The sequence below is a fragment of the Stenotrophomonas sp. ZAC14D2_NAIMI4_7 genome (genome assembly GCF_003086675.1).
Lineage (GTDB): Bacteria > Pseudomonadota > Gammaproteobacteria > Xanthomonadales > Xanthomonadaceae > Stenotrophomonas.
Genome location: NZ_CP025995.1, coordinates 454872 through 467534, shown reverse-complemented (window position 1 = coordinate 467534; position 12663 = coordinate 454872). Strand labels below are relative to the sequence as shown.

The following is a 12663-nucleotide window of genomic DNA, read 5'->3' as shown; positions in this document are numbered from 1 at the left end:
GCCGGTAACGGCCCCGCACGGCGCCAGCGGGGCGGCTCAGAAGTTCCACGTCACCACCAGTTGGGTGTAGCGCGGGGCCTGCCAGCGCGTGCCCGTGCCGAAGGTGGCTTCGCGGTACACGCCCGGTTGCGCTTCGTAGCGCTGGTGCACGTTGATGGTTTCCTGGTTGTTGAACAGGTTGTACACCGACAGCCGCGCGCTCAGGTCGATGCCCTCCACCGGCAAGCGCCAGGTCACGTTGGCACCCAGGGTCCAGGTCCACGGCAGGCGACCGAACGCACCGCGCGGGCTGTACTCGAACTGGCGCTGGTCATACGGCCCGGAACAGTTGGCCACGCACAGCCAGCCGGTGCCGCCGCCGCTACCCTCGCTGGAGGTGCTGCCCCCGGCGATGCTGTCGTTGGGCCACATCACGCCATAGGCGGTGATCGGGCCACCGGACTGCACCTGCAGCGTGGTGCCGAACGACCACTGCTTGTTCAGCGCATACGCTGCGCGCAGCTTGAACTGGTGGCGGAAATCGTTGAACAGCACGCCATAGCGTTCGTTGGTGGCCGGGTGGTCCCAGAACTGCACCATGCCGGTGTCGCCGTAGTTGGTGTCCGAGTTCACCGGTCCTTCGAAGTTGCCTTCGCTCTTGGACCACAGGTAGGAGGCGTTGAACAGCCACTTCTCGTCCCAGGCGCGGTCGATCTGGAATTCCAGCCCCTTGTAGGTGCGCTTGGGCTTGGAATAGCCGATCACTTCGCCGCTGCCGCCCTTGCGGTAGCCGCTGTTGGCGGTATCGATGGTGATCCAGCCTTCCTGCGCGCAGCCGATGCTGGAATCGCCCCAGATCGTCAGCGATTCGCCGGGGTTGGCGATCGGCCACAGGGTGCTGGGGGTCGGACCACACGGGGTGTAGTTGATGCGGATGTCATCCAGCGCGCGGGTCATGCGCCGGTAGGTGGCATTCACGCCCCACGACCAGGCCTGGTTGATCATGCTCTGGAAGCCCAGGATGTACTCGTCCTGGTAGACCGCCTTCAGGTCCTTGTCCACGCTCTGCCGCAGGTCGGCGCCGCCGGTGTTCATGCGCGTATCGGTCGGGCCGATCTGCTGGCCGATGATCGGCGCCATGTACGCCGAGCCGGTGGGCGAGGTCTGCGGCTGCCAGCCTTCCAGCACGTAGTAGCTGTATTCGTCGGTCAGGCCGCCGGCAAAGTTGACGTTGATGTTGTTGGTGACCGGCAGGTAGTAGCGGCCGGCGTTGCCGAACAGCTTGGTGCTGCCGTCACCGCGCATGTCCCACGAGAAGCCCACGCGCGGCGCCACCAGGTCGTCCATCTTGATGAAGGCATTGCCCTGCGCGGTGCGGTTCTCGAAGCGGTCCCAGCGCACGCCCAGGTTCAGCATCAGGTTCGGGGTGACGTTCCAGATGTCTTCCAGGTAGAAGGCGTTCGCTTCGGTTTCGAACTTGCCACCGGACTGCCGGTTGCGTGCACGCAGCATCTCGGTCACGCCGGCCGGCACGTAGGCATTGGCGCCGTCCCACACTTCATCGCCGGGGCGCGCCACATAGGCGGTATAGCTCAGCGCGGTAGGGCCGGGGTAACGGGTGGACTGATCGGTGGTCATCAGTTCGCGGTCCACGCCGAAGCGCAGCAGGTGCTCGCCCAGCTGCCATTCGAAATCCAGGCGCGCCACATCACGGGTGTCATCACGCTCGGCCACCGCGGTACCGGTGGGGTGGCAACCGGCGCGCAGGCCCTGCAGCTTGTACAGGCGGCTGCCGTAGGTGCTGTCGGTGAAGACCGGGCTGCAGGCCTGGTCCAGCGACGAATTGGTGAACGCACGCTGGTTGTTCTGGCCCACCATGGCGCGGGCGGTGAAGTTCTGGCCGAAGTGGCCGGTATAGGTGGCCGACCAGTTCTTGCCGCCGGTTTCGGTTACCGAATCGCCGCCCCAGGCGCCAATCTCGTCCTCGTCCCAGTCATAGCCATAGGACGCGTTGGTCACATCGCCTTCGTCGGAAAACGCCAGCAGGGCCAGGCTGTGGTTGTCGTTGATGTTCCAGTCCAGCTTGGCGCCCCAGAAGCCGTTGCCGGAATCATTCTTGAACCAGGTACTGCCGTCGGACGAGGTGTTGTGCCCCTTGTCGCTGCGGTCTTCGTACATGGCAAACAGGAACAGCTTGTCCTTGATGATCGGGCCGGAGCCCCAGACGTTGGTCTTCAGGAACGAATTGTTGTCACGACTGCCATAGGAATGCGCACTGCCATCGCGGTGGAAGTGGTCGCCCGCGCTGGAACGCCAGGCGCTGGGTTCGGCGGTCACTTCCACGCCGCCCTTGAATTCGTTGCTGCCCGAACGGGTGACCGCGTTGATGACACCGCCGGTGGAACGACCGAACTCCACCGAATAGCCGCCGGTCTTGACCTGGAATTCGTTGAAGAACGCGAACGGCGCCGTGCTGAAGCCGCGCCGGGTGTACATGTCGGTCACGTTCAGGCCGTTGATGAACACCGCGTTTTCGGCCACCGACGAACCGGCGAAGGACAGCCCACCGAACGAGGAATTGCCACCCACCACGCCCGGCGCCATCAGCGCCACCGCCGACAGGTCCTGCGCCACCGGCAGCCGCGAGATCTCCTGGCGGTTGATGTTGAACGAGGTTTCGGTGGAATAGACATCCACGCGGTTGACCACGCGCGTGCCGCGCACCTGCAGGGCGTCCAGGTTGGTCACGCCGCCACCGCTGGCCAGGTTCACCGTGGTGGTGCCGCCCACCGCCACGCTCACCGCCACCTGCTCGCCCAGGGTCTGCCCATCGCGGCTCAGCTGCAGCTGGTAGTCGCCCACCGGCAGTTGGCCCAGGCGGTAGCTGCCATCGGCGCCCACGGTCACCGTGCGGGTCAGGCCGGTGCTGCTGCTGACCACGGTGATCTGGTCACCGGCGCTGGCCCGGCCGGCCACCGCGCCGGTCACGTTCTGTGCGAATGCAATGCCCGGCGCGATCACGCCCAGACACGCGCCCAGGGCGACGCTCAACGCCGCCCGCTTGATGCTGTAAGCCTTCATCCCCTGCTCTCTCCTGCAAGAATTGAATGGTGTGGAATGGATCTAGCGGATGTCGCGCTGGGGTTGCCTGGCGGGCAGTACCTGCCACTGGAGGTCATAGCTCCACTGGTCGAAGTACAGGTTGCCGCCTGCCCACTCGGCCTCGCCGCGCTGCGAGTCGACCGTTTCCGAGCGGTAATGCTGTTTGGCCGGCACCAGGGGCTGGCCGAAATCGTCGTTGAAGGCGATGCGGTAGCCGTCCAGGCCACCCAGGTAGAAGTCGCGCAGCGCAGGCACATCGCTGGCCAGCACGCCGGTGGTCACGTCCATGGGCAGCCAACCGTACGGCGCCAGGTAGACCTGCCCCCAATCGTGCAGGTTGTTGTAGCCGCTGCCATCGTCTGAAAACACCATGCCCGACTGCCAGCGCGCCGGAATACCGTTCATGCGCAGCAGGGCGATCAGCAGCAGCGTCTGCTGGCCGCAGTCGGCATGGCCGGCGCGCAGCGCGTAATCGCTGATGTTGCTGAGCGTGGAGTACTCGCGCGCACCGGCCCAGGGAATGCGATCGACCGCGGCGAACAGCCTGCGTACCACTTCATACGGCCGCGTTTCGCCCTGCAGCACCTGGTCGGAGAACAGCTTCAGCGCCGGGGTGAACTGCACATGCGGCAACTGCTCGGCCAGGTAAGGCTGCAACGCGGGGTCGGCAGGCGTGGCCTGCACGCGCGCCGTATCGATGGCGGTATGCCGCGCGAAAATCGTCAGCGCATAGCGGATCTCGAAGCGTGTGGGCTGCCCGGCCACCGCCTTGGCTTCCAGGTAGGCCGTGCGCTGCAGGGTGCTGGCCGGCGCCACCTGTGCGTTGGCTGGCCTGCTGCCCAGCCACTGCAGCTGTTCCTGCTGGCCGGCAATCTCGCGCGGGTACGGAATCCACGCGCGCACGGTTTCGCCGGCCGGCACCGCATCGGCCTTCACCGTCAGCGATTGGGTGAACGCAATGCGCTGCGGCAGCACCGCGGCGTTGCCGGTGCGCGCGGCCGCGGCCAGCACCTGCGCGTGGTGGGCGTTCAGCACTTCATTGGGGCCGGGCGCTGGCAGCGGCGCATCGGCACGGCGGCGCGCACGCGCTTCATCACTGAGCAGGAACAGGTTCGACGGCGCGCGCTTGAAGTACCAGCGGGTGCCGTCGATATCCAGGTGTTCAATCAGGCCGCGCTGGTCCCAGCGCGCGAATTCTTCGTCGGTCAGGTCGGGAATCCAACGGCGCACGGCCGCCTGTGCGGCGGCGCGGTCCAGGCTGAAATCCAGACGGATGCGGCGCATGCGCTCGTCCTGGAACTGCAGTTCGGCCGTGCCGGGCGATTGCGCGATCAACGCCTGCGCCTGCGCGAAGTGGCCGGCGTCGACGGCATCGATCACCTGCAACAGGCGCGCGCCAGACGACGGTGCCGCCGCCGCCGCGCACGCCCACAGCAGCAGCCCGGCACCCAGGCCGGCGGCAACAGGCAGACGCGGTTTGCGAACGACGGATTCCACAGCGACACTTCCCCAGCGCGGGTGGTAACGGCTGTGTAACACGGGCGACGGGGGTGGTCAATAATTTATTCTTGCTTTCGCCGTCGAAAGGAATAAATATTCCTACAGGCATTCGAGGAGGGTGTGCAGCGCATGATCCTGGCTTCCCGCAAACCGCGCCGTGTCACCTGGCGCCGCTGGTCCCTGGCCCTGTGCCTGCTGGCCACGCCGGTCCTCGCACAGGCCGCGCCCGGACCCGATCCCGGCGCACCGCTGCCGTATGTGATCGGACTGCATGAGGCCTATCTGACCCCGGACTACTGGGCCGCGCGGCTGGACAACGCCGATGCGCCGATCCTGGACCGTGCGCAGATCCAGGCGCAGAACGCGCGCATGCGTGCGAAGGATGCCCACATCCAGGATATCGCCGCGCTGCCCGCGCAGCTTTCGGCGCAGCAGGTGCGCGCCGGCATCACCGCCCTGTCGCAGTGGCCGACGCGTGCGCTGTACAACGACGCCGGCCAGGACATCGCCCCGGCCCAGCGCAGCGCGATCGAGGCCAATCTGGGCCTGCAGGGCGTGCCGGCGCAGGTCAGCCCGGCCTACGGCCTGGTGGTGAAGCGCGCCGCACTGCGTACCTTCCCCACCCGCCAACGCGTTTTCAGCAGCCGCGGCGATACCGATATCGATCGCTTCCAGGAATCGGCGCTGTTCCCCGGTGACAAGGTGGCCGTCGTCCACCGCAGTGCCGATGGCCGCTGGCTGTTCGTGCACAGCGAACGCTACAGCGCCTGGATCGAAGCCGAAGCCGTGGCCACCGGCGAGAAGGCCAGCGTGCTCGGCTACGCCACGCAGGGCCCCTACCGCATCGTGACCGGCGCGGTCGCCCATACCGCCTACACCCCGGAAGAACCGCGCGTATCGCGCCTGCAGCTGGACATGGGGGTGCGCCTGCCGGTGCTGGCCGACTGGCCGGCCGCCACCGCGGTGAACGGCCAGCAGGCGCATGCCGCGTGGGTGGTGCAGCTGCCGGTGCGCGAAGCCGACGGGAGCCTGAAGCTGGTGCCGGCCCTGCTGCCGCGCTCGCAGGACACCGCCGCCGACTACCTGCCGCTGACCCCGCGCCTGCTGCTGCAGCAAGCCTTCAAGTTCCTGGGCGAACGCTACGGCTGGGGCCACGACTACGACACCCGCGACTGCAGCGGCTTCGTTTCGGAAATCTACCGCAGCTTCGGCGTGCTGCTGCCGCGCAATACCAGCGCGCAGGCAGTCAGCCCGGCGCTGGACCGCCTACCCTTCACCGACAAGGACAGCAAGGCGGTGCGCGATCGCGCCGTAGCCAACCTGCAGGTGGGCGACCTGGTCTACATTCCCGGCCACGTGATGATGGCCATCGGCCACGTCGACGGCCGCACCTGGGTCATCCACGATACCGCCGGCGGCAGCTGGTTCGGCGCCGACGGCCAGCGCGTACAGGCCCATCTGAATGGTGTTTCGGTCACCCCGCTGGAGCCGATGATGGCCAGCGACACCGTCCGCTACATCGACCGCATCACCAACATCCAACGCCTGCGCACCAAGACCCCTGAATGAAGATCACCGCCATCGAACTGGGCATGCTGCGCGTGCCGCTGAAGACCCCCTTCAAGACCGCCCTGCGCACGGTGGAAACCGTGGAAGACGTGGTGGTGCTGGTGCGCACCGATACCGGCCACACCGGCTACGGTGAAGCACCGGCCACGGCAGTGATCACGGGCGATACCCACGGCTCGATCATCGAAGCGGTCCGCCACTTCATCGCCCCGCGCCTGATCGGCCAGGAAGTGGTCAACCTCAATCGCCTGTGCGGCCTGGTGCAGACCGCCATGGAGCGCAACACCAGCGCCAAGGCGGCGGTGGAAATCGCGCTGTACGACCTGTGGGCGCAGCTGCACGGCGCACCGCTGTACCAGATGCTGGGCGGCGGCGATCCGGTCATCACCACCGACATCACCATCAGCGTGGATTACATCGACAAGATGGTGGCCGATTCGTTGTCGGCCATTGATCGCGGTTTCGAGTCGCTGAAGATCAAGGTCGGCAAGGACATCGGCCTGGATATCGAGCGGGTGAAGGCGATCCACACCGCCGTGCAGGGCCGCGCCCTGCTGCGCCTGGATGCCAACCAGGGCTGGACCGCCAAGCAGGCGGTGCATGCCATGCGCACGCTGGAAGAGGCGGGCGTGGTGCTGGAACTGCTGGAACAGCCGGTGAAGGCCGCCGACATTAACGGCCTGAAGTACGTGACCGACCGGGTGAACACCCCGGTGATGGCCGACGAAAGCGTGTTCAGCCCGAGCCAGGTGATGGACCTGATCCAGCAGCGCGCGGCGGACATCATCAACATCAAGTTGATGAAGACCGGCGGCCTGTCCAACGCGATCCGCATTGCCGACATAGCCGGCATCTATGGCGTGCCGTGCATGATCGGCTGCATGATCGAGTCGAGCATCAGCGTGGCCGCCGCCGTGCACCTGGCCGTGGCCAAGAGCGATGTGATCACCAAGGTCGACCTGGACGGCCCTTCGCTTGGCCAGTTCGACCCGGTCAGCGGCGGCGTGCATTTCAACGAATCGGAAATCAGCATTGCCGATGTACCCGGGCTGGGCATCACCGAAGTGCGTGGGCTGGAGATGCTGGGTTGACCCGATCAGTCGAGCATGGCTCGACTCTACAAGGGCCCCACCCGCCCGACCAACCCCATGACCCGCTCTACGCGACCCACCGCAACGCCTTTGATAACCCCCGGCCCCCCCCCATGCCGCCCCTGCTGAAAATCCGCGCCGAGCGTGGGCAGATGTCGGCCATCGAACGCCGCATCGCCGATTTCATCCTGGACAACGCCCACCTGCTGCGCGATTACTCCTCGCAGCAGCTGGCCAGCGCGCTGGGCATCAGCCAGTCCAGCGTGGTGAAGTTCAGCCAGAAGCTGGGCTTCAAGGGCTACCCGGACCTGAAGTATTCCATCGGCCAGGACGTGGCCCGCGCCGGCAGCGCCGCGCCGCAGGCCCCGCATGAGCCCGAGGGCGGCGACGACTACCAGCGGCTGGACGATGCCCTGCAGCGCAGCAAGGCGCAGGCCGAGGAAGAAACCCGCGCAGCCAATCCACGCGAGGAAATCGAACGCATCGTGCAGATGCTCGATGGCGCGCCCAAGCTGTTCGTGTACGGGCTGGGCGACGACGGCCTGTACGCGCGCGAATTCGCCATGCGCCTTTCGCTGCTGGGCCTGCTGGTGGTGCCCCACACCGACCCGGTGCTGCTGCTGGCCAACCTGTCGGCCGCGCGGCCCGGCGATGTGCTGCTGGTGTTTTCCGAATTCGGCCACCTGCCACAGCTCTCACACCTGTCGCGGCAGTTCCAGGACATGGGCGGCAAGGTCGTATCGATCACCCGCCACACCGCCAACCCGCTGCGCGCGCACGCCGCCGCGTCGCTGGTGGTCTGCGCGCACGACCGCGCGCCGCAGGTGGCGCAGCTGCTGTACCGTAGTGCCATGCACGCGCTGCTGGATTTCCTGTTCGTGCTGCTGTGCCATGCCAATCCGGATCGCCAGCGCCAGCTGGCGATGAACCTGGAGCGGATCGACCACCTGTTGGATTCCTGACCGGAGTGCCTGCATGAACCGCTTGTTCCGTCGTGCTGTCAGCGTGGGTCTGTTGATCCTGCTGCCGCAGTTGCCCGCCGCCGCCCTCAGCCCGCTGCCGCCGCCCCTGGCGCACAGCAACCAGCTGGTGGTGGTGGTCACTGACGACTGGGATGCCACGCAGGGCAAGCTGCAGGCCTACACGCGCGGCGCCAAGGGCTGGCAGCCGCAGGGCCCGGCATTCGACGTGGCGATCGGGCGCAAGGGCAGCGCCTGGGGCCTGGGTCTTGCCGCCGCACCGATGGACGGCCCGCAGAAGCAGGAAGGCGATGGCCGCAGCCCGGCCGGTGTCTTCGCCATTGGCAGTGCCTTCGGCTACGCGGCCAAGGCCAGCACCGGGCTGACCTATCTGCCGATGCAGCAAAGCAGTTACTGCATGGATGTGCCGGCCTCGCCGTACTACAACCAGGTGGTGGATGCGCGCGAGGTGGGTGCCGGGGCGGTGAAGGATTCCACCGAGCCGATGCGGCTGGACCTGCACAACAAGGGCGACGTGCGCTATCGACAGGGCTTCATCATTGCCCACAACGCCGGCAACGAACCCGGCCGCGGCAGTTGCATCTTCGCCCATCTGTGGCGCCAGCCCGCCGAGGCCACCGCCGGCTGCACCGCCATGACCGCCGCGCACATGCGCACCCTGCTGGCCTGGCTGAAAGATGACGCGCAGCCGCGCTTCGTGCTGCTGCCGCGCGCGCAGTACCTGCACTACCAGGACCGCTGGCAACTGCCCGCACTGACGGGGGCACTGCGTTGAGCGCACAGGACGAACCGCAACTGCAGCGCGCGGTCAGCCGCTGGCAGATCGTCGGGCTGTCGATCAACGATGTGATCGGCAGCGGCATCTACCTGCTGCCGGCGGCCACGGTCGCCCTGCTCGGCCCCTTCAGCCTGTGGGGCGTGGTCGCCGCCGGCATCGTAGTGGCCCTGCTGGTGCTGTGCTACGCGCAGGCCGCCAGCTATTTCGATGAGCCCGGTGGCAGTTACCTGTATGCGCGCGAAGCCTTCGGCCGTTTCGCCGGCTTCGAGATCGGCTGGATGATCTGGCTGACCCGCATCAGTTCCGCCGCCGCGCTCAGCAATGCGCTGGCCGATGCCGTGGCGCGCTTCTGGCCCTGGGCCGGTGCCGGCGTCGGCCGGCTTGCGGTCATCGTGCTGTCGCTGGGCTTCCTGACCGGGGTGAACATCATCGGCGTGCGCTCGGCCGCGCGCACCGGCATCGTGCTGGTGATCGGCAAGATGCTGCCGCTGCTGCTGTTCGTGGCCATCGGCGCGTTCTACATCGATCCGCAGCTGGCCTTCTCCGGCCAGCGCCCCGATCCGCACGACCTGCAACGCATGGGCGAAGCGGCCCTGCTGCTGCTGTACGCCTATGCCGGGTTCGAGAACATTCCGGCCGCCGCCGGTGAATACCGCAACCCACGCCGCGATATTCCCTTCGCGCTGATCACCATGATCGTCACCGTCACCGTGGTCTACGGTGCAGTGCAGCTGGTCGCGCAGGGCACCCTGGCCGGCCTGGCCAGCTCGGCCACGCCGCTGGCCGATGCCGCCGCCGGCTTCGGTGGCGAGGCGCTGGCCCTGATCCTCACCGTGGGCGCCACGATTTCCATCCTCGGCACCAACAGCAACACCATGATGATGGGCCCGCGCTTCCTGTTCGCCCTGGCTCGCGATGGCTACGGGCCGAAGGTGCTGGCGCAGGTGCATCCGCGCTTCCGCACGCCGGCTGCCGCCATCCTGTGCCAGGGCGTGATCGCGCTGGGCCTGGCGCTGTCCGGTTCGTTCGTGCAGCTGGCCCTGCTGTCGATGACCACGCGCCTGTTTGCCTATATCGGCACGGCGGCGGCAGTGCTGGTGCTGGCCAAGCGCTTTGCCGACCGGCCCGGCGCCTTGAAGCTGCCCGGTGGCCCGCTGATTCCGGTGCTGGCGCTGCTGCTCTGCCTGGCGCTGTTCATCAGCGCCAGCTGGCAGAACATCGCCGCGGCGCTGATCGCCTTCGCCATCGGCGCGGTGATCTACAAGCTGCCGCGGAAACCCGAACTGTAGGAATTTGCAGAGTCGAGCCATGCTCGACGGGTTCCAACGGCAGTCGAGCACGGCTCGACTCTACAGAACAGGGATACCCGCCCTTCACGCGACCGGCCCGGGCTGTTAACCGCCGCACGAGCACCATAAGGCTTCGTCCACCACGGAGCCCGAGCGAATGAGCCCCGACTACCAGATTCCCGGCCGCGTGCCGGAAGACAGCACCCCACGCCAGGCCGTTTCCGACTACTGGCGCGACCGTTACACGGCCGAGCCGTACTACGACGAAAGCCTGTACTTCGACGACTATGAACCGGCCTACCAGCTGGGCCATTCCGCACGTGCGCAGGACATCATCCGCGCCTACGAGGACGTCGAGCGCGAGCTGGAAGGCCGCTGGGCGCAGGAACGCGGCAAGAGCCGGCTGGAATGGGCGCAGGCGCGCAACGCAGTGCGCCGTGGCTGGGAAGAATCCGAGCGCGTGCCACGCAAGCGCTGAACACGGCTGCACAACGGTGGCGCCGGGCAGCAGGCTCGGCGCCACCGCTCATCCGTCATTCCTGTTCCGGCAGCGGCGGAATCGCCGTTCCCCGCGGTGCGTCACCCGCACCTGCGGCGATCAGGTCGCGGGTGTTCTTCTGCACCGCCACCGCACCAAACAGCGACAGCGCGAAAGCCATGCCGTAGAAACCCTTCTCGCTCAGCGCCAGGGTGGCGTTCCACAAGCCCACCAGCAACAGCAGCAGCGCCGACAGCAACGCAAACCAGCACAGCGCGTAGTACAGCCCGCTCACCGGGATGCCTTCGACCCGGTCGCGCACGCTCTTCTGCAGGGAAACGGCGGCGAACAGGCCGAACAGCAGCAGCGTCAGGTAGTAGCCTTTCTCGTTCAGCGCCATCTGCGCGTTGAACAGGCCGATCAGGTAGGCCACGGCCCCCAGCAGCAGGGCCACCCACGAGGCGGCGATGAAGGCGGGGGACGGTCGTGCGGTAACGGGGGTGTGCATTGCAGATCCTTGCAGACTGGCGGGCATGCATTGCCCGGGCACGGCCACCCTAGACCATTGGCGGAGCGGCGCACAGGGGGCAGCAGGACCTTCGGGCCACGACCGTCACCCCCACGGTGGTATACAACACAGAGCCTGGCCATCCGCATCCCCGTTGGAGATACCCATGACCCGCACGCCCCTGCTGCTCGCCCTCGGCCTGTTGCCGATCCTTGCCACCACTGCCTGCAGCGCCGCCGGCCCGGACACGGCCGCCACCTCCGCAGCCGCCGCAGCGCCGGCCAGCACTGGCGAGCGCCCGTTCACCGCCACCGAAGTCAGCCGCTTCGACCAGCCCTGGGCCATGACCTTCCTGCCCGACGGCAGCCTGCTGGTGACCGAAAAGCGCGGCAAGCTGCAGCACTTCGATATCGCCAGCGGCGCCAAGCATGAGATCCGCGGCGTGCCGAAGGTGGCCTACGGCGGCCAGGGCGGCTTCGGCGACGTGATCCTGCATCCGGACTTCGCCCGCAACAATGTCGTTTACGTCAGTTATGCCGAGGAAGGCACGCTGGACACGCGAGGCGCGGCCGTGGCCCGTGCCACCCTGGCACTGGACGCGCAGGGCGGTGGCGAGCTGAAGGACCTGCAGGTGATCTGGCGGCAGACGCCGAAGGTCAGCGGCCAGGGCCATTACGGCCACCGCCTGGCGTTCGGCCCCGATGGCAAGCTGTGGATCGGTTCCAGCGAACGACAGAAGTTCGATCCGGCGCAGGACATGGGCAGCAACCTGGGCAAGATCGTGCGCCTGAACGACGACGGCACGCTGCCGGCCGACAACCCCTTCGCATCGCAGGGCGGCGTGGCGGCGCAGGTCTGGTCGCTCGGCCACCGCAACATCCTGGGCATCGCCTTCGATGGCAACGGCAAGCTGTGGGCGCAGGAAATGGGTCCGGCCGGCGGTGACGAGCTGAACCTGATCCAGCGCGGTTCCAACTACGGCTATCCCATCGTGTCCAATGGCGACCACTACGATGGCCGCCCGATTCCCGACCACGACACCCGCCCGGAGTTTGCCGCACCGAAGGTCACCTGGAACCCGGTGATTTCCCCGGCCGGCCTGATCTTCTACAACGGCGCGCTGTTCCCGCAGTGGAAGGGCAGCGCCTTCATCGGCGGCCTGTCGTCCACCTCGCTGGTGCGCGTGGCCTTTGACGGCGACAGCGCCCGCGAGGCCGAGCGCTTCAACATGGGTGAGCGCATCCGCGAAGTGGAACAGGGCCCGGACGGTGCGCTGTGGCTGTTGGAAGATGGCAGCAAGGCACGCCTGCTGAAGCTCACGCCGAAGGCCTGATTCCCGGAAGTGCGCAGATGAAACGGCCCCGCATGCGGGGCCGTTTCGCTTTCCAC

10 protein-coding genes are annotated in these 12663 nt (G+C 67.2%); 7 read left to right on the top strand and 3 right to left on the bottom strand.

The window, feature by feature from the left end; genetic code table 11:
* Positions 1–36: 36 nt before the first annotated feature.
* Both C1922_RS02095 and C1922_RS02090 read right to left on the bottom strand, forming a co-directional pair.
* Positions 37–3060, bottom strand: coding sequence for a TonB-dependent receptor (locus C1922_RS02095; RefSeq protein ID WP_108748265.1), 3024 nt, complete (start codon positions 3058–3060; stop codon positions 37–39).
* Between the two features lie 42 nt (positions 3061–3102).
* Positions 3103–4578, bottom strand: a complete 1476-nt coding sequence (locus tag C1922_RS02090; protein WP_108748264.1) for a transglutaminase-like domain-containing protein — start codon at positions 4576–4578, stop codon at positions 3103–3105.
* Positions 4579–4710: 132 nt separating this feature from the next.
* On the opposite strand from C1922_RS02090, the gene C1922_RS02085 reads away from it, so the two are divergent.
* The 6 genes from C1922_RS02085 (at position 4711) to C1922_RS02060 (ending at position 10766) form a co-directional block, all read left to right on the top strand.
* Positions 4711–6150 (top strand): SH3 domain-containing protein, encoded by a 1440-nt coding sequence (locus C1922_RS02085; RefSeq protein ID WP_108751453.1) that lies wholly within the window; start codon positions 4711–4713, stop codon positions 6148–6150.
* The gene (locus C1922_RS02080) at positions 6147–7241 is read left to right on the top strand and encodes a dipeptide epimerase (protein ID WP_108748263.1); all 1095 of its coding nucleotides are present in this window, start codon (positions 6147–6149) and stop codon (positions 7239–7241) included. Before C1922_RS02085 ends, C1922_RS02080 begins: the two co-directional genes overlap by 4 nt.
* Before the next feature lie 113 nt (positions 7242–7354).
* On the top strand, positions 7355–8203 hold the full coding sequence (locus C1922_RS02075; RefSeq protein ID WP_108748262.1) for a MurR/RpiR family transcriptional regulator: 849 nt from the start codon (positions 7355–7357) through the stop codon (positions 8201–8203).
* Between the two features lie 13 nt (positions 8204–8216).
* Complete coding sequence (locus C1922_RS02070) at positions 8217–8996, top strand: L,D-transpeptidase family protein (RefSeq protein ID WP_234413439.1); 780 nt, start codon at positions 8217–8219, stop codon at positions 8994–8996.
* A complete protein-coding gene (locus tag C1922_RS02065) occupies positions 8993–10288 on the top strand; it encodes an amino acid permease (RefSeq protein WP_108748261.1) in 1296 nt (431 codons plus the stop codon). The genes C1922_RS02070 and C1922_RS02065 overlap by 4 nt, the downstream gene beginning before the upstream one ends.
* Positions 10289–10445: 157 nt before the next feature.
* Positions 10446–10766, top strand: coding sequence for a hypothetical protein (locus tag C1922_RS02060; protein ID WP_108748260.1), 321 nt, complete (start codon positions 10446–10448; stop codon positions 10764–10766).
* 55 nt (positions 10767–10821) lie between these two features.
* Here the strand turns inward: C1922_RS02060 and yiaA are convergent, their stop codons facing one another.
* Positions 10822–11274 (bottom strand): inner membrane protein YiaA, encoded by a 453-nt coding sequence (gene yiaA, locus C1922_RS02055; RefSeq protein WP_108748259.1) that lies wholly within the window; start codon positions 11272–11274, stop codon positions 10822–10824.
* A 166-nt stretch (positions 11275–11440) separates the two neighbouring features.
* Here yiaA and C1922_RS02050 point away from each other — a divergent pair, with 166 nt between their 5' ends.
* Positions 11441–12607: a PQQ-dependent sugar dehydrogenase gene (locus C1922_RS02050; RefSeq protein ID WP_108748258.1), complete on the top strand. Its 1167-nt coding sequence runs from the start codon at positions 11441–11443 to the stop codon at positions 12605–12607.
* The last annotated feature ends 56 nt before the right edge of the window (positions 12608–12663 follow it).